Genomic DNA, 17,406 nt, shown 5'->3' on the forward strand with positions numbered 1-17,406 from the left:
TTATTGTTAGTTATTTAATTTTCTGTGTATAGTTATGTGTTCTGCCGGAATGCTGATACCCACATTGTCGCCCTTGTCCCAGATATCATTGGTATCGACATACACATCCTCGTCCCAGTCGGAATCAACTGTGATATGGTAATGATTTCCTTTATAAAGAATAAAACTGATGCTTCCGGTCAGGGTTCCGTCCTCCTGATTATCGTCAAGGACTACTCCGTCGAAAGAAACATCCACAATCACATCAGTACCAGGTTCTATGCCGGCAGTAGCTTCCTTCGTACACTCGAACTCGCAACCAAGAAACTCTACGTGGGTTTCGTCAATGACTTTTCCGTCGAAAGTGTTGCAGATTCTTTCCTTCCTCATTATATGTATATCATACGGCTTCACGAGCAAGCCAACTTCCGAACCAACCTCGAAGTGATGATAGTCCTGAACTACAAACTCAAATCCGTTTGTCTCGACAATCATTTCATAATGTACGCCCTTGAATATGCACGATGTAACTTTTCCGCGGAACTGTGCCGACTCATTTACATGGAATATATAAAGATCTTCAGGGCGTATTACGACATCAACCGGTGTGTTTTCCCCAAATCCCTCGTCCACACATTCAGCCTCGACTCCGGCAAAACGAACAAGACGGTCGCGAAGCATAACGCCATTAAGAATATTACTCTCGCCGATAAAGTCTGCCACAAAAGCATTTACAGGTTCATTGTATATATCCGTAGGTGTACCTATCTGCTGAATTTTTCCTTCGCTCATAACCACTATGGTGTCGCTCAATGTAAGCGCCTCTTCCTGATCGTGGGTTACATAAACAAAGGTTATGCCGAGACGTTTGTGCATCTCTTTAAGCTCCATCTGCATGTCCTTACGCATCTTGAGATCGAGAGCTGCAAGCGGCTCGTCAAGAAGCAATACATCCGGCTCATTGACAATAGCTCTGGCAATGGCAACACGCTGCTGCTGACCTCCTGAAAGTGAATTAACATCACGATATTCATAATCGCTCATACTCACCATCTTCAGGGCGTTCTTCACCTTGCGCATGATTTCGTCCTTAGGCATCTTCTTGAGTTTCAGGCCGAACGCTATATTGTCGTAAACATTCAAATGCGGGAATAAAGCATATTTCTGGAAAACTGTATTAACCGGACGCTTATGCGGTGGAGTCTGTGTAATTTCCTTACCATTGATTGTTATCACTCCTTCCGAAGCTGTCTGGAAACCAGCCAAAAGACGCAGCAATGTTGTTTTACCGCAACCTGAAGGTCCCAATATTGTTACAAACTCGCCTTTACGGATATTCAGGTTGATATCGTCAAGCGCAACCTTCTCGTCAAAGTATTTCGAGACATGAGAAATCTCGATTATGTTATTCACTGTTTCTTGCATTTCAAATAAAAAACTCTAAACGGCGGCAAAGTTACTTCTTTTTTGCATAAATAATCATCTTATCAAGACTTTTATATCAAAAAACATTGAATATTCGCAAATATATACCTTATACTTAATATATATTGCAAAAAAATGCATGTACACATTCTACTGCATACATGCACCTTCAAAAACAAAACTATGGTATCATTCCTCTATCAATCCTATAGACTTCCAGTTTTCAAGCAAGACACGGGAATCCTTCAAAGCGACACTACGTTCGATGTCATATTCATCCAACAGCAAATCGACCAATGTTTCCAAATCAAACTCTCTGTCCACGACATGTTCCCATAAATAAGCCGCAGAGGAATTCAATGTAACCAATTTATTGAAATCAACCTGTTCAAGACCTTCGCCTGTCACGACTTTCTGGCCCACAATTTCACGTAAAACAAATCCTTTCTTAATTCTCATATATTATATAATGTTATAATGTTTAAATCCATTCAAATGATATGATGTTTTATGTCATTTCACCGTATCATGACATAAAATAGAAGCAGCCGCGTCAGGAAGGCATTCCAAATGATATATTCCAACTATATCAATAATCCTGGTCAAAGTCCGGTGCAGACCATCGGCCATCTTTTTCTCCCATTTCATAGAAGATGCCGACGGCGCCAAAGCCGCATAAGCAGATATTCCTGAAAGTTTTCTTATGGCATTTTGGGGTGCCTGGCTAAGTCTTACCACAGCTTTCAGACGTACACCCTCGTTTTTGTAACATGGAGTTTTCCCGCTCCAGGGAGAACCGTAAATAATGGGATTGCCATTGTCATCGACCCTGACAACGGGATTATCATCGTTCAGCAACCATGTTCTCGGGATATTCTGCAACCATAATCGAGTGTGCGTACTTTTACCTGTACCGCTTTTACCCAGAAAAGCATATCCCAAGTTATCGGCAACAACAACTGAAGCATGAATCAACATTGTATTTCTGACGGATGTGAACAATGCATACAACAACATCAATGAGTTATTTATAACAAACAGGCCATGACCGTAATTTGTGCAGGCTCCCATATATAACTTACACTTGTTAATTCCGTTCCCTACTACCAGCAATCCTCCAAATTCCTTTAGACCACTGTTAAGGGCAATAATGAAAACACGTTGTTTTTCCGGACCTGACATTAAAGAGATATATGCTGTTTCATCGTCAAATTCCGCCATACGGCTTGAATTGTCAATAATATCTTTTCCATCAGAGCATAAATCTATATCCAAAACGAAAATAGAATCCGATATGTCCTTATCACATAAATCAGTATCAATCATATCCGAAACGAAAGGTCTGTAATTATCCATACCGTTCCATAATACGGAATTTTCAGGCATAGACACACTGAATTTATGTCCTCCAACTATATACGATCTAACCATATACAATAATTATATTATTTTAATCAAAAGTCTTCTATATATCGCAAGCAAATAACGTCTTACGGGCAATAACTTTCTCCATACTATATACATCAACCTCCAACTTCCCGAATCAGGATTGCATCTTTTGCCTTTTCTGACAACAGTTACAGCCTTTCCACATAAACGGCTGATATGACAATTCTCTGTTCCACGAATATTCCCATCTCCCATTAATGTAACAAAACCGTCATCCGAGATATTTATTATCCGATGCAACACATATACACCGTTATCAAGATGCGCAAGCGCTATATCCCCAATACGTGGTTCTCCGTATGATTTAAGGACTACACTATCTCTTTCGCCTACAATAAACGGCAGCATACTGCAACCCTTGGTATTTATGGTCACCATCGTTCCCTGTGATAAAAGTCTCTCCACTTCTCCCAAAATAATTTCATTAGGCATTACCAGCTTTTTCATCCGACTTTTTCTTTCTATATAAACTAACTATATTATCACAACGCTCTGCTATCTCGCTGCGATGTGTAATGAACACCAATGTCTTGTCATAATTATTTTTTATCAGACGCTCCATCAATCTATGTTCTGTTACAGCGTCAAGAGCCGAAGTAAACTCATCGAGCAACATAATACGTCCTTTGTTAAGCAAAGCCCTGGCAATGGCTATTCGCTGTGCCTGCCCCTCACTCAGTCCCTCTCCACCTTCACCACACAAAGTTTCAAGTCCATCAGGAAGCTCATAAACAAACTCGGCCGCCGCCATATAAAGGGCTTTTTTTATATCTTCTTCGGATATTGCCTTATTACCGCCTATAAGATTATCCCTGATTGTAGCACTCAGCAAACTGTTTCCCTGCGGAACATAATCAATATCAGCTCTTGAACTTGGAGAAGGACATGTTGTTTCACCAAATTCATTATATAACACCACATTTCCACTTTCAGGTTTAAGGAGACCCAACATAAGTCTCATCATTGTACTTTTACCGGCACCTGTTTCACCCATAATGGCAGTCGATGTGCCCGAAGAAAAATCATGACAGAAATTATCCAATATTTTCCTATCGCTGTCAGGATAGGCGAATGTGACATTCTCAAATCTGATTCCATTCCATGAGCCATGCACATTGCAGCCACAAACAGACGACTCTTCTTGTTCAGAATTATAAAGTTCTATAAGTCTGTCGGCAGATGCCATTGAATGAATCAAATTAGGCAAACGGCGACTCATGTCTGCTGTAGGACGCTGTATCTGTCCCACCAACTGAAGGAAGGCCGACAACATACCAAAGGTTATTATACCATCCTGCATACGATGCACTCCCCATATAAATGCTGTAAGATATCCAGTTGCAAATCCTGCCATGATAGCCAAACGTGACGTTATGGTAAATTTATTTCTTCTCATAACTTTATCAAACAGCGTTTTTTGGGCATCATCCAAACGCCTCAATATATATTCTGTTCTCGAAAGCGCTATTATAACAATACGTTTCTGAAGAGATTCCTGCAGAATAGACTGTACACGAGAGTCTGAATTACGGATTTCAGAGGTCAGCCTTTTAATCCGATGTGCCATAAAAGCTGAAATAAGCAGGAATAAAGGAAGGATACATATTATTACCCATGCCAAAGCCCTATTCATTGACCATAGGAATATGAAAGCCGCAAACAGCTGTACCAGAGTAATAACTGTCCCGGGCAACAGACGACATAAAGTATCGGCTACTACGCGAACATCTTCTTCCAGACGATTGACGACATCACCGGTATGCCACTTTTCCTTACCGGACCACCGTCCGTTCAAAGCCTTTCTGAAGAGACTATCTCTTAAGGAATTGCGCAACCCTACCTCAGTTTTGTTGTCCAAATATCCCTGTAAAGCCGAACATATTATTTCTACTGAAATAGCGACAATCAAACCTACAGAAAAGCCCGTAAGATTTGTTTCTGAATTAACAGCCGCATCAATCAACTCTTTACTTATCCAGATAAAAGCCAATGACGCTACTATTCTGACCACCCCCATAAACACAGAGGCAAATACCGGAGCTCTATATCCCGCCATCTGCCTCCACATCCATGAAACTGTATTGAATATCTCTAAAAAAGAATTCTTATTAACCAACATCGTCAGGAGAATGTTATTCACGTGTTATACCTATATCCTGCCAATGGTTCATATATACCAAAGCATCATCCAGGGCACGGCTGTAATCCATACCAAACTCGCTGCAAAGCATTTCGGCCAAAGTATCTTCGTCAAATTCTTCCTGGCCTATCTCGCGTATTAAAAAAGCCGCCTCATCGCTTAGAGGAATCAGCATATCATATTCGGATGCCTCCATATCACTTCCACCAAGGATATATCCATCAGGTCCCTTTTCTAATTCTATATCTTTTTTCAATCTCATACCCAGACTATTACCTGTTTTTCCTGCGCAAATTTACTAAAAAAGGATAAATAATTCAAATTAAGCGCTTATGATACTATAAAAAACTTACCACTTTATTATGTTAATAACATTCCAAAGTTTAAATTTGTTTTTATGAGACATTGAGAAACGGTATAAATACAGTTTAACGGACGCTAAACAAAATCTGAACACATATAAACAATCCACAGACAAATATTCATCTTCTTTTTTTGAAATGAAACAGCATTGTGCTACCTTTGCCGCGTATTTATAAATGGCATTTTAACTAAAAGAAAGATGATATATCCCCTTAATTTTGAACAGAAAATAGGGTTCGACCAAATACGTTCGCTAATAAAGCAAAAATGTTTGTGTACATTAGGCGAAAAAAAAGTGGACGAAATGGCTTTTTCCGATGATTTCAGCAATGTAAACCTATTACTGGACCAGGTTAATGAGTTCACGCAAATACTGCAGGGAGAAAATGATTTCCCGGACCAGAACTTTTTCGATGTGCGCCCTTCGCTGAAAAGAATAAGAATTGAAGGAATGTACATGAACGAAGCCGAACTTTTTGACCTCAGACGTTCACTCGAGACTATCAGGGATATTGTCATGTTTTTCCAAAAAGACAATAACGACGATACCGAGGAAGACGAGAAATCCAGTCCATACCCGACATTATACAAACTGGCTGAGGACATCATGGTCTTTCCGCAACTTACCGCAAAAATAAACAACATACTCGACAAATTCGGAAAGATTAAGGACAATGCCTCACCTGAACTATTGTCCATCAGACGAGAACTGTCATCTACAGCAGGCAGCATATCAAGAAGCCTAAACTCCATTTTGAGACAGGCACAATCTGAAGGTTTTGTTGACAAGGACGTTACTCCTACCGTCCGCGACGGGCGACTCGTAATACCTGTAGCGCCGGGTATGAAAAGAAAAATCAGGGGTATCGTTCACGATGAATCGGCAACAGGAAAAACTGTATTCATAGAACCGGCCGAAGTGGTAGAAGCAAACAACAGAATACGTGAGCTGGAAGGCGAAGAAAGAAGAGAAATAATAAGAATTCTCACAGAATTCTCAAAAGAAATACGTCCACACATTCCGGCTATACTCATTTCATACGAATTTCTCGCGAAAATAGATTTCATCAGGGCAAAGGCTCTGTTTGGCATTGACATAAAGGCTGTCAAGCCCGCAATGGAAAACAGCAGGACTATAGACTGGTTTGATGCAATACACCCGCTGTTGAGAATAAACCTCGAGAAACATAACAAGAAAGTGGTACCGCTGGAAATAGCTTTAAACCGTAAAGACAGAATACTTCTTATATCCGGTCCTAACGCAGGCGGTAAATCAGTCTGCCTGAAGACAGTAGGACTGTTGCAATATATGCTGCAATGCGGCATACCTGTACCAATGAACGAACGAAGCCATGCCGGTATATTCAGCGACATATTCATAGATATAGGCGACGAACAGAGTATAGAAGACGACCTCAGTACATATTCTTCACACCTTACAAACATGAAGAATATGATGAAATACTGCAACGAAGGAAGTATTATACTTATCGATGAATTCGGTGGAGGTACTGAACCGCAAATAGGTGGTGCCATAGCCGAGGCAGTTCTGAAACGCTTCAATGCCAAAAAGACATTCGGAGTGATTACCACACACTATCAGAACCTGAAACACTTTGCCGAAGACAATGAAGGCGTCATAAACGGAGCCATGCTATACGACAGACACGAAATGCGCGCGCTATTCCAATTACAGATAGGTAATCCGGGAAGTTCTTTTGCCGTTGAGATAGCAAGGAAGATCGGACTTCCGGAAGACGTTATAGCCGATGCTTCGGAAATAGTAGGTAGCGAATACATACAAAGCGACAAATATCTGCAGGACATCGTCCGCGACAAACGATACTGGGAGACAAAGCGCCAGAATATCCGTAAACGCGAAAAACAAATGGAGGACACCATAGCCAGATATGAAAAGGATATGGAAGAACTCGAAAAAAGCAGAAAAGAAATTCTGCGCAAAGCAAAGGAAGAAGCAGAAAAGATTTTGCAGGAATCCAACGCCAAAATAGAAAACACCATACGTGCCATTAAAGAAGCACAAGCCGACAAGGAGAAAACACGATTGGCCCGTCAGGAACTGTCAGATTTCCGTCGTGAGGTAGAAGAAATGGAAAAGGCGGCTATGGAAGAAAAAATAGCGCGCAAAATGAACCAGCTCCGCGAAAAGCAGGAACGCAAAAAAGAGAAAAAAGGACAAAAGGCAGAACAGAAAAACGTTATAGCTGCACCAAAAGTTAAACCGATACAGACAGGCGATTATGTCCGCATAAAAGGACAGACAAGCACCGGTCAGGTATTGGAAATAAACGGTAAAAACGCAGTTGTGATGTTCGGTCTGATGAAAACAAACGTAAAGACTGAACGACTGGAACATACAGACGCTCCAAAACCATCGATGGCAGCACCCGCAAAGGCAACCTTTGTAAGTTCGGCAACACAAAGCAGCATGTACGAGAAAAAGCTGAATTTCAAGCATGAAATAGACGTACGGGGCATGAGAGGCGACGAAGCCATCCAGGCTGTTACATATTTTATTGACGACGCAATACTTGTTGGAGCGAAAAACGTAAGAATACTGCACGGTACTGGCTCAGGAATCCTGCGAACACTTATCAGACAATACCTCGCTACAGTACCCGGAGTTTCAAGTTTCAACGACGAGCATGTACAATTCGGAGGTGCCGGAATAACAGTTGTAAATTTATAATATGCCGAAACGGCAAACGATAATAGAAAAAGGATTTAGAAATGAAATCAATCAGAGAGCTATACAGAATAGGAACAGGACCGTCAAGCAGCCACACTATGGGTCCGCGAAAGGCTGCAGAAATGTTCCTCAAGAAACACCCTGAAGCCGCATCGTTTCAGGTAATACTATACGGAAGCCTTGCAGCCACCGGAAAAGGACACATGACAGATGTTGCGATATTGGACACGCTTCAGCCACAAGCGCCGGTAGAAATTATATGGAAATCGCATGTATTCCTCCCCTTTCATCCAAACGGGATGACATTCAAATCGCTCGATGCTAACAAACGCGTCACCGACGAATGGACTGTATTCAGCATAGGTGGAGGAGCTCTTGCCGAAGAAGGACAAGGAATGACAGTGACCAAAGACATCTACGACATGAAAAACATGAGCGAAATTCTTGAATGGTGCAAGAATACAGGCAAAAGCTATTGGGAATATGTAGAACAATGCGAGGGTCCGGGAATATGGGAGTTTCTTTCAGAGGTATGGGAAACGATGAAAGCTGCCGTTTACCGAGGACTTGACGCTGAGGGAGTATTGCCAGGTCCACTTAACCTTCCAAGAAAAGCATCATCATATTACATTCGCGCCAAAGGATATAAAGACTCACTCCGCTCAAGAGGACTTGTTTTTGCATACGCGCTTGCAGTAAGCGAGGAAAATGCCGCCGGAGGAAAAATCGTTACAGCCCCCACATGTGGCTCATGCGGAGTTGTGCCTGCGGTATTACTGCATCTGCAGAAAAGCCGTGAATTCAGCGACGCAAGAATATTAAGAGCTCTTGCCACCGCCGGACTTATTGGAAATATAGTAAAACAGAATGCATCAATATCCGGTGCCGAAGCAGGATGTCAGGCAGAAGTCGGAGTAGCATGTTCAATGGCATCTGCCGCCGCAAGCCAACTGTTCGGCGGAAGCCCGGCACAAATAGAATATGCGGCCGAAATGGGACTGGAACATCACCTCGGGATGACATGCGACCCTGTTTGCGGCCTCGTACAAATACCTTGTATTGAAAGAAACGCATACGCCGCCGCACGCGCGCTTGACGCAAATATTTATTCAGCTTTCACTGACGGACACCACCGTGTTTCTTTCGACCGTGTTGTTGAAGTAATGAAACAGACAGGACACGATCTTCCTTCATTATACAAAGAAACGAGTGAAGGCGGATTGGCAAAGAATTACAAACAGATGTAAAAAAACAAAGGGTTAATAAGTTGGAAAGCCCAAACTTATTAACCCTTTGATTATATGAAACATTAATTGAAATAATAAAGGAATGTAGCAACTCCTTCGAGCGCTTTCTTCTTTTGATCTTTTATTTCGATAGAGAATTTAATCTCTGCCTTGGCAACCCCACGAAGATTAACCAGCGACTGCAAATCAGCAACAAGTCTCACACTCTGACCTGAAAGGACAGCCTGACCGAATTTCATCTTGTCCATACCGTAATTGACCATCATCTTCAGGTTATTTACTTCGATTATCTGGTTCCAAAGATATGGAAGGATTGAAAGTGTAAGATATCCATGTACGATAGTACTTTTATAAGGGCTTTCCACCTTTGCCCTCTCAATATCCACATGTATCCACTGATGATCCAAAGTTGCATCCGCAAACTGATTTATACGTTCCTGAGGTATCTCCAACCAATCAGAAACACCAATCTGTTTTCCTACCAACTGTGCAAACTCATCATAAGAATTAATGACAACTTTTCCCATAATATATAATTCATTAATATTTTTTATATTTGACAGCAAAGATACTGAAATATACCGTAAACAGGCAAAAAAAGAGACATTAATTACACATAAAAGCATGTATTGTGCAATTATTTCATAAATATTTACCAGTAAGACGTTTAGGAGACCCATGCCATGAACATCCCAGGCAATACACTTCTGTAAGATCAAAACCTTCAAGACTCTCTTCCGGATATTTCGGAACAACGTTATGATTTTCATCTACATAAACCAGACGGCGCTCACCTCCGGCATTCTTCACATACATCGATGCAATTTTACACTGCGGACAAAGTTGTTTCTTCATATTCAATCCAATATTAACGTATCATTTACTTTTTAAGTATAATTATAGTAACAGCCGAAATTATAAGCAATATTCCTATAGCAATCGTCAAAGTAAAAGCCTCACCAAATACTACTATGCCGACAATAACTGCCGTTACCGGCTCCATAGCTCCCAATACAGATGTCTTAGTGGCCCCTATGTGTTTTATGGCTTCTATTAAAGTAAGGTTCGACACTATGGTTGGTATTATGGCAAGCAAAAACAGGTTACCGGCAGTTGTCAAATCGGGTATCGAATGTAAACTCCCTGTTGACGACATTCCTGCAAGCAATATTACCGTACTGAAAAGAAACACATAAAAAGTCAGTTTCAGTCCTTTCAGGCTCTGATTCTTGCGTTGCCCCACCGTAACAAGATATAAAGCATAGCCTACAGCCGAAATCAACACTATACCCACTCCCAATATATTAGTCTCACCTTGTGCCTCCGAATACGAGAGCGCATATACTCCGGCTATAGCCATCAGAATAGCCAACGTACGAAACAAAGAATTTCTCTCACGAAAGAAAATCATCATAACCAGAGTCGTTATTACCGGATACATGAAATGAATGGTGGTGGCAACACCCGACGGCATGAACTTGTATCCCCATAACAGAAATACTGAAGAAATAAGATAAAAAATTGAAAGCAGCAATAGCGTAGGCAAGTCTGACTTCTCTATGCCAAAAGAGACCTTCCTTATTTTCAGAAGAACAGCCAATGCTATTGTAGCAAAAAGAAATCTATACGAAATGACATTCATAAAGTCCATACCATGCCGCATGGCAGGAATGGCAAACAACGGAATCAATCCGAACGACGCCGAAGATATTATACCATAAATCAGTCCGTTTAGTTTATTCATATTCCATGATATTATCGAAACGGAGGCAAAGATAGTAAATAAACCTTAGGAGGCAATTTCTTATTGTCAAAATGATAATTTAAGTAAGTAATAATAATAAAATACGGACCGATGCCAAGTTTGATTGAAAAAATTCCATTCTCGCCATAGTTCATAAATACATAATGACAGAATTTTATTATACAAATGAGCTATTCATGTAAAGATTAATATACATAAATAACACATCAACACAAACCAATCAAATATAGCGACATAATAACACATATAAAACTTACTATTCTACGGCAAATATAGAGCGAAAAAACATAATTTCCAATCTTATTTCTGCCCAAACATAAAACATGAAGAAACCTTTAATAAAATGACAAGGCATTCCAATCAAGATTTCAGCACGTTTCTAATGAAATGACAGGCCATTTTTCATCGTCATTGGCCTTAACAAATAAATCCATTTTAACTATTCTGCATTATTTAATCGCCATATCAGCAACCAAAAGTGCACATAAGATTAACAGTTCATTCTATTTTGATGAAAGCCAACTGATAGTACATTCACTAAAAGCGGCATAATACAATCTTTTTAATACATAATACACAAATATCCTTTCTTTTTGCACAAGGACTATTTATTATATAATTCAATCAATATTATACCATATTATTATGGACTCTGTTTTAGGTTTAAGCCGCAGAAGCACTAACAACAGAACTATACAAAAAAAGCCCCATAATCAATTGATTACAGAGCTTATTTTGCGGAAGCTGGGGGATTCGAACCCCCGGTACGGTAACCCGTACGTCAGTTTAGCAAACTGGTGGTTTCAGCCACTCACCCAAACTTCCTTCCTTGGTAGCGCCTACGGGACTCGAACCCGTGTTTCAGCCGTGAGAGGGCCGCGTCCTAGACCGCTAGACGAAGGCGCCATAAAAAAAAAGTGACCGCGACAGGATTCAAACCTGTAACCGGCTGATCCGTAGTCAGCTACTCTATTCAGTTGAGCTACGCGGCCATCTTACATTACTACTGGCGGAAGCTGGGGGATTCGAACCCCCGGTACGGTAACCCGTACGTCAGTTTAGCAAACTGGTGGTTTCAGCCACTCACCCAAACTTCCTTCTTTTCAGTAGTGCATTTCTTTAAATGCGGTGCAAAGATATGCGTACTTTCCGATATATCCAAACATTTTCATACATTTTTGTCCTTTTTTTTGTTACTTTTTAATAGTCGTTTGATTATAAAGTAGTTAATAAAATATACTTTTTACATTATGATTTCATTGAGGAGATAAGCCACATTATTTTATATTAATATGCACTTGATTTTAATCAAAATAACTTTGTAATTAATACAAATTAATAATATACCTAATTGTAGGTATTGTATAGTATGGTATTTATTAGTATCTTTGCAGTGGTTAAAAATCATTTTAAACAATAAAATATTAATCACTATGGTAATGAATTTCAAAGAAGGTCGTTGGAACCATGAAATCAATGTCACAGATTTTGTAAAGACAAACATCACTCCTTACGAGGGTGACGCTTCATTTCTGGCAGGTCCGACAGAACGCACAAAGGCAGTTTGGAACAAATGTTTGGAAGCTTTGGCCGAAGAACGCGCTAACAACGGAGTACGCTCGCTTGACCCTTCGACAGTTTCTACCATCACATCATTCGCTCCAGGGTATATAGATAAGGATAACGAGGTTATTGTAGGTTTGCAGACTGACGAAGTTCTGCGCCGCGCAATCAAGCCTTTCGGAGGTATTAAGGTTGTAGAAAAAGCATGCCGTGAAAACGGTGTAGAAGTAGATCCAAAGGTTAAGGATATTTTCACTCACTATCGCAAGACTCATAACGACGGTGTATTCGATGCTTACACTGAAGAAATACGCTCATTCCGCTCACTGGGATTCCTTACTGGTTTGCCTGACAACTATGCACGCGGACGTATAATCGGTGACTACCGCCGTCTTGCACTTTACGGTATCGACCGTCTTATCGAATCAAAACAGGATGATTTACGCCATCTGACAGGTCCTATGACTGAAGCACGCATCCGCCAGCGTGAGGAAGTGGCAGAACAGATAAAGGCCCTGAAGGAAATCAAAGTTATGGGCGAGCAATATGGTCTTGACCTCAGCCGTCCGGCTACTAACGCTCAGGAAGCTGTTCAGTGGGTATATATGGCATATCTTGCTGCTGTTAAGGAACAGGATGGTGCTGCGATGTCACTTGGTAACGTTTCATCATTCCTTGATATATATATTGAATATGATATGGCTCACGGTCTGTTGGACGAGATACATGCACAGGAATTGATTGACCAGTTCGTAATCAAGTTGCGTATGGTTCGTCACTTGCGTATGCAGGCTTACACAGATATCTTCGCAGGTGACCCTACATGGGTAACTGAAGCTATCGGCGGACGCTTCAACGACGGACGTACAAAGGTTACAAAGACTTCATTCCGTTTCTTGCAGACTCTTTACAACCTCGGCCCATCACCTGAACCAAACTTGACAGTTCTTTGGAGCCCTGAACTTCCGGAAGGATTCAAGAACTTCTGTGCTCAGGTTTCTATCGATACATCATCTATCCAGTACGAAAACGACGAACTGATGCGTGAAGTACGTAACTCTGACGACTACGGTATCGCATGCTGCGTATCTTATCAGGATATAGGCCGCCACATCCAGTTCTTCGGTGCACGTTGTAACCTTGCAAAAGCTCTTCTTCTTGCAATCAACGGTGGTAGATGTGAGAACACAGGTACACTGATGGTTAAGGACATTCCTGTATTGAGCGGTGACGTTCTTCAGTTTGAAGAAGTTCTTGCCAACTACAAGAAGGTATTGAAGGAAATGGCTCGTGTTTACAACGAAGCTATGAACATCATCCACTATATGCACGACAAGTATTACTACGAAAAGGCTCAGATGGCTTTCGTTGATACTGACCACGTGATAAATCTTGCATACGGTGTGGCTGGTATGTCAATCGCTGTTGACTCACTCTCAGCTATCAAATATGCTAAGGTTAAGGCTAAACGTAACGATATCGGCCTGACTGAAGGATTCGAAATCGAAGGTGAATTCCCATGCTTCGGTAACGATGATGACCGAGTTGACCACTTGGCTGTTGACCTGATATACTACTTCGACGAAGAGTTGAAGAAACTTCCTATCTACAAGAACGCTAAGCCAACACTTTCTATCCTTACTATCACTTCGAACGTTATGTACGGTAAGAAGACAGGTGCTACTCCTGACGGTCGTGCCAAAGGTGTCGCTTTCGCTCCGGGTGCCAACCCAATGCACGGACGTGACAAAAACGGTGCAATTGCATCACTGAGCTCAGTAGCAAAACTTCGTTACCGCGACTCACAGGACGGTATCAGTAACACATTCTCTATCGTACCTAAATCACTGGGAGTGGATATGGAAAACCGTATCGAAAACCTGGTTACAATGATGGACGGTTACTTCGTGAAAGGCGCGCACCACCTGAACGTAAACGTACTGAACCGCGAAATGCTTGAAGATGCGATGGAACATCCAGAGAAGTATCCACAGCTGACAATCCGTGTTTCGGGATATGCCGTAAACTTCATCAAGCTGAGTCGCGAACATCAGCTGGAAGTTATCTCACGTAGTTTCCACGAACGTATGTAATAGAATCGCGTATCTCGTCATTCTCAGATTACAGATTGGCGACGACAAGATACTATATAAAGCAGAGGCTGCCAATCAAAGAAAAAGCAGTCTCTGCTATTTTTTAATATCATGCCAACAGGTCATATTGACATCTCAATAACTATATTCAGACATCTGTCTAAAATAATAGCCGCTTTATGATAAGAGTACATTCATACGAATCGCTTGGCACATACGACGGACCGGGCATCCGCCTTGTAGTATTCCTCCAGGGATGCAATTTCCGTTGTCTGTATTGTGCCAATCCTGACACAATAGACGCAAAAGGAGAAAGCAAGGAAACAGCTCCTGAGGAAATACTTAAGATGGCTGTAAGCCAGAAGCCTTTTTTCGGCAAAAAGGGAGGTATAACTTTCAGTGGTGGAGAACCTACATTTCAGGCCAAAGCGCTTGTTCCATTATTTAAAATGCTGAAAGAAGCAGGAATCCACATCTGCGTGGATACAAATGGGGGAATATGGAATGACGATGTAAAGGAAATGCTTTCATTGGCCGACCTCGTTCTGCTTGATGTAAAAGAGTTCAACCCTTCCAGACACAAGACCCTCACAGAACGTAGCAACGAGCAAACACTGAAAACGGCGGCATGGCTTGAAGAAAACGGAAAACCGTTCTGGCTTAGATATGTGTTGGTTCAGAGGTACAGCGCCTTCAATGAAGACATGGAAGCACTTGGCGAGCATTTCAAGGATTACAAACATATTGAAAGAGTTGAAATCCTCCCATACCATACTCTCGGAGTACATAAATACGAAGCCATGAACATGGAATACAAGTTGAAAGGCGTAGAATATAATACACCGGAACAGCTTGAAAACGCAAAGACTATTTTCCAGAAATATTTCAAGACTGTTTATGTAAATTGATTTTCTGAAAAAAAATTATGATTGCCGTGCAGTAATACGACCAATTCCTCGTTTACAATATACAAGCAAAGAATATAACAAAACGACAATTTTAAAATATCAACATTAAGATATTAATAAAAGAACAGTCACAACCATCAATAACACAAAACAACGAAAATGTAAAAAAGACTATTTATAATCCTATTTGCATTTGCAATCAGACAAAATTCAATTTTTTAAATGCGTGCACCCCGCGAATCACTTCGCAGGGTGCGCCCAATTAATAACAAACTTTTTTACTTATTTGTGGTTTACGTAATTTATATATGACTAACACTGCAAAGGTAAGAACGACAGCAATCATACGCAATACCTAAAAATAGGTATTTTTCAGAGTTTCATTTTCACTTCGCTTATATCAACCAGTTTGTTCACAATGGCATAAATTGTAAGTCCCGCTGCCGAATGTATCTGAAGCTTGCGAGTTAAATTCCTTCTATGTGTGATAACCGTATGCACAGATATGTAAAGTTTCTCAGCAATTTCCTTGTTTGTCATACCTCTGACCACACATCCAAGTATTTCTTTTTCGCGCTGGCTCAATGAGTCGGTATCTTCATCATCTTCTTCAAAATTCATCATCAAAGATATCTTTGACGACAAGCTTTCAATATTATCAAAAAGATTTATACTGTCATCGTATCCTTTCAGCACATTTGAATCCACTACAGAGCAAATGAGTGAAATGAATTTAGTTTCGTGCGCTTCGTACTTTTGCTTCAGTTCTTCCAGATTAATCCACCCGTCAAACATAGGATTAATTATAAGTATATCCGGTTTATGTGATTCCATACATAAATGAAGCCCGTCAATGGAAGACACTTCAAGTGTCTGAATATTCAAGTCAGGCAAATGTTTCAGTACAGAAATCAGACCGGTTCTTACTATCATGGACGTTTCTGCCACTGCTATGTTTATAACATCCTGCGATTTCATTTTGCCTCCTTTTCCAATTTCTTTATTGCAGGCACAAACAGGAAATCCTCTACCCTATTGTGCGACGCCAAATCTTCCTCACAACTGAAAATATCAAACAAGGTAGCATTGAGCAAACGGTTGTTTCCTCCTGATGGGAAATACTTTATGATGATATTCTTGAGTTCAGTGAGTTTGGTGTCTATATGTTCGTGATGGCTGGCAAATACACTTATATTATATTCCTCCGGATGTTCTCCGCCAAGAAGTCTCTCCACGTATGTAAACACATTTTTGTTTTCATGCTCCATGTGTTTCTTAACCTCATCAACGTATGCATCGAAGAAACGAAGTATAAGGAATGTCACCTCTTTCTCTTTTGAATCGCCAATAGCCTCTATCAGTTTCTTTCTTATCGAAGGCAATTGGAAGTCAAGGAAATAGCTATGAGCCTCCCTTAGATAGCTCATCAATGATTGGATGGATATACCTTCCAGATGATCCTGCATCCTGAAACTGTCCTCAATAAGGAAATTTACTACTGCAAGAAATGTATTACAGTCAACATTATTTATTTCACAGACTTCGCGTACATTCCTATCCCCAAATCCAAGAGATATACCAAAACGGCTTAATACTTGAAGGAGAGCATAATTCTCGCATATCAGGTCGCTCATTTTATCGGTCGGTCTGTAAATTCTTGTCCTATACATATTCAATACACTGTCCATAATTTTGTTCGCTTGCAAAATAATATATATAAATCAGACTTGTCAATACCTATTTTTAGGTATATTTCATGATTAC

The 17,406-nt window shown here is 40.7% G+C and carries 15 protein-coding genes and 4 tRNA genes; 4 read left to right on the forward strand and 15 right to left on the reverse strand.

Translation table 11 applies throughout. The features are described 5' to 3' along the window. Positions 1–6: 6 nt before the first annotated feature. The 6 genes from H6A27_RS07180 to H6A27_RS07205 all read right to left on the reverse strand — a co-directional run bounded on the left by H6A27_RS07180 (position 7) and on the right by H6A27_RS07205 (position 5,255). Positions 7–1,404 carry a polyamine ABC transporter ATP-binding protein gene (locus H6A27_RS07180; RefSeq protein WP_204508135.1) on the reverse strand — a complete coding sequence of 466 codons (1,398 nt, stop codon included), beginning with the start codon at positions 1,402–1,404 and terminating at the stop codon, positions 7–9. Between the two features lie 189 nt (positions 1,405–1,593). Next, positions 1,594–1,863 carry a PqqD family protein gene (locus H6A27_RS07185; protein WP_204402880.1) on the reverse strand — a complete coding sequence of 90 codons (270 nt, stop codon included), beginning with the start codon at positions 1,861–1,863 and terminating at the stop codon, positions 1,594–1,596. A gap of 54 nt (positions 1,864–1,917) precedes the next feature. Next, positions 1,918–2,835, reverse strand: a complete 918-nt coding sequence (locus H6A27_RS07190) for a hypothetical protein (RefSeq protein WP_204402882.1) — start codon at positions 2,833–2,835, stop codon at positions 1,918–1,920. A gap of 9 nt (positions 2,836–2,844) precedes the next feature. Further along, the gene (locus H6A27_RS07195) at positions 2,845–3,300 is read right to left on the reverse strand and encodes a S24/S26 family peptidase (RefSeq protein WP_204402884.1); all 456 of its coding nucleotides are present in this window, start codon (positions 3,298–3,300) and stop codon (positions 2,845–2,847) included. Next, positions 3,278–4,993, reverse strand: coding sequence for an ABC transporter transmembrane domain-containing protein (locus tag H6A27_RS07200; protein WP_204402886.1), 1,716 nt, complete (start codon positions 4,991–4,993; stop codon positions 3,278–3,280). Before H6A27_RS07200 ends, H6A27_RS07195 begins: the two co-directional genes overlap by 23 nt. Beyond that, positions 4,986–5,255: a hypothetical protein gene (locus H6A27_RS07205; RefSeq protein ID WP_204402887.1), complete on the reverse strand. Its 270-nt coding sequence runs from the start codon at positions 5,253–5,255 to the stop codon at positions 4,986–4,988. Before H6A27_RS07205 ends, H6A27_RS07200 begins: the two co-directional genes overlap by 8 nt. A gap of 300 nt (positions 5,256–5,555) precedes the next feature. On the opposite strand from H6A27_RS07205, the gene H6A27_RS07210 reads away from it, so the two are divergent. Both H6A27_RS07210 and H6A27_RS07215 read left to right on the forward strand, forming a co-directional pair. Next, positions 5,556–8,066, forward strand: coding sequence for an endonuclease MutS2 (locus H6A27_RS07210; RefSeq protein ID WP_204508136.1), 2,511 nt, complete (start codon positions 5,556–5,558; stop codon positions 8,064–8,066). 41 nt (positions 8,067–8,107) lie between these two features. After that, the gene (locus tag H6A27_RS07215; protein ID WP_204402891.1) at positions 8,108–9,313 is read left to right on the forward strand and encodes an L-serine ammonia-lyase; all 1,206 of its coding nucleotides are present in this window, start codon (positions 8,108–8,110) and stop codon (positions 9,311–9,313) included. A 62-nt stretch (positions 9,314–9,375) separates the two neighbouring features. Here the strand turns inward: H6A27_RS07215 and H6A27_RS07220 are convergent, their stop codons facing one another. The 7 genes from H6A27_RS07220 to H6A27_RS07250 form a co-directional block, all read right to left on the reverse strand. Beyond that, positions 9,376–9,840, reverse strand: coding sequence for a MaoC family dehydratase (locus tag H6A27_RS07220; RefSeq protein WP_204402893.1), 465 nt, complete (start codon positions 9,838–9,840; stop codon positions 9,376–9,378). A 115-nt stretch (positions 9,841–9,955) separates the two neighbouring features. Further along, positions 9,956–10,168 (reverse strand): hypothetical protein, encoded by a 213-nt coding sequence (locus tag H6A27_RS07225; RefSeq protein WP_204402894.1) that lies wholly within the window; start codon positions 10,166–10,168, stop codon positions 9,956–9,958. Between the two features lie 25 nt (positions 10,169–10,193). Beyond that, positions 10,194–11,057 (reverse strand): DMT family transporter, encoded by an 864-nt coding sequence (locus H6A27_RS07230; RefSeq protein WP_204508137.1) that lies wholly within the window; start codon positions 11,055–11,057, stop codon positions 10,194–10,196. A gap of 759 nt (positions 11,058–11,816) precedes the next feature. Then, positions 11,817–11,903: transfer RNA gene (locus tag H6A27_RS07235), tRNA-Ser, on the reverse strand. A gap of 5 nt (positions 11,904–11,908) precedes the next feature. Then, positions 11,909–11,984, reverse strand: a tRNA-Glu gene (locus H6A27_RS07240). Positions 11,985–11,996: 12 nt separating this feature from the next. Beyond that, positions 11,997–12,070 (reverse strand) — tRNA-Arg (locus H6A27_RS07245). A 15-nt stretch (positions 12,071–12,085) separates the two neighbouring features. Next, positions 12,086–12,175: transfer RNA gene (locus H6A27_RS07250), tRNA-Ser, on the reverse strand. A gap of 336 nt (positions 12,176–12,511) precedes the next feature. Here H6A27_RS07250 and pflB point away from each other — a divergent pair. Together pflB and pflA are read left to right on the forward strand one after the other, a co-directional pair. Next, the gene (gene pflB, locus H6A27_RS07255) at positions 12,512–14,734 is read left to right on the forward strand and encodes a formate C-acetyltransferase (protein ID WP_204508138.1); all 2,223 of its coding nucleotides are present in this window, start codon (positions 12,512–12,514) and stop codon (positions 14,732–14,734) included. A gap of 179 nt (positions 14,735–14,913) precedes the next feature. Further along, on the forward strand, positions 14,914–15,642 hold the full coding sequence (gene pflA, locus H6A27_RS07260; protein ID WP_204402900.1) for a pyruvate formate-lyase-activating protein: 729 nt from the start codon (positions 14,914–14,916) through the stop codon (positions 15,640–15,642). Between the two features lie 372 nt (positions 15,643–16,014). On the opposite strand, the gene H6A27_RS07265 is transcribed toward pflA, so the two are convergent. Then, the gene (locus H6A27_RS07265; RefSeq protein WP_204508139.1) at positions 16,015–16,620 is read right to left on the reverse strand and encodes a response regulator transcription factor; all 606 of its coding nucleotides are present in this window, start codon (positions 16,618–16,620) and stop codon (positions 16,015–16,017) included. Further along, positions 16,617–17,312: a hemerythrin domain-containing protein gene (locus tag H6A27_RS07270; RefSeq protein WP_204402915.1), complete on the reverse strand. Its 696-nt coding sequence runs from the start codon at positions 17,310–17,312 to the stop codon at positions 16,617–16,619. The genes H6A27_RS07265 and H6A27_RS07270 overlap by 4 nt, the downstream gene beginning before the upstream one ends. Between the last annotated feature and the right edge of the window lie 94 nt (positions 17,313–17,406).

The organism is Bacteroides caecigallinarum, assembly GCF_016902295.1.
Classification (GTDB): Bacteria; Bacteroidota; Bacteroidia; order Bacteroidales; family Bacteroidaceae; genus Phocaeicola; species Phocaeicola caecigallinarum_A.

What these genes read in the sequence shown, in the direction of transcription:
- H6A27_RS07180 (WP_204508135.1), bottom strand. Translation starts at nt 1,404, where the DNA reads ATGCAAGAAACAGTGAATAACATAATCGAGATTTCTCATGTCTCGAAA.
- H6A27_RS07185 (WP_204402880.1), bottom strand. Translation starts at nt 1,863, where the DNA reads ATGAGAATTAAGAAAGGATTTGTTTTACGTGAAATTGTGGGCCAGAAA.
- H6A27_RS07190 (WP_204402882.1), bottom strand. Translation starts at nt 2,835, where the DNA reads ATGGTTAGATCGTATATAGTTGGAGGACATAAATTCAGTGTGTCTATG.
- H6A27_RS07195 (WP_204402884.1), bottom strand. Translation starts at nt 3,300, where the DNA reads ATGAAAAAGCTGGTAATGCCTAATGAAATTATTTTGGGAGAAGTGGAG.
- H6A27_RS07205 (WP_204402887.1), bottom strand. Translation starts at nt 5,255, where the DNA reads ATGAGATTGAAAAAAGATATAGAATTAGAAAAGGGACCTGATGGATAT.
- H6A27_RS07210 (WP_204508136.1), top strand. Translation starts at nt 5,556, where the DNA reads ATGATATATCCCCTTAATTTTGAACAGAAAATAGGGTTCGACCAAATA.
- H6A27_RS07215 (WP_204402891.1), top strand. Translation starts at nt 8,108, where the DNA reads ATGAAATCAATCAGAGAGCTATACAGAATAGGAACAGGACCGTCAAGC.
- H6A27_RS07220 (WP_204402893.1), bottom strand. Translation starts at nt 9,840, where the DNA reads ATGGGAAAAGTTGTCATTAATTCTTATGATGAGTTTGCACAGTTGGTA.
- H6A27_RS07225 (WP_204402894.1), bottom strand. Translation starts at nt 10,168, where the DNA reads ATGAAGAAACAACTTTGTCCGCAGTGTAAAATTGCATCGATGTATGTG.
- H6A27_RS07230 (WP_204508137.1), bottom strand. Translation starts at nt 11,057, where the DNA reads ATGAATAAACTAAACGGACTGATTTATGGTATAATATCTTCGGCGTCG.
- pflB (WP_204508138.1), top strand. Translation starts at nt 12,512, where the DNA reads ATGGTAATGAATTTCAAAGAAGGTCGTTGGAACCATGAAATCAATGTC.
- pflA (WP_204402900.1), top strand. Translation starts at nt 14,914, where the DNA reads ATGATAAGAGTACATTCATACGAATCGCTTGGCACATACGACGGACCG.
- H6A27_RS07265 (WP_204508139.1), bottom strand. Translation starts at nt 16,620, where the DNA reads ATGAAATCGCAGGATGTTATAAACATAGCAGTGGCAGAAACGTCCATG.
- H6A27_RS07270 (WP_204402915.1), bottom strand. Translation starts at nt 17,312, where the DNA reads ATGTATAGGACAAGAATTTACAGACCGACCGATAAAATGAGCGACCTG.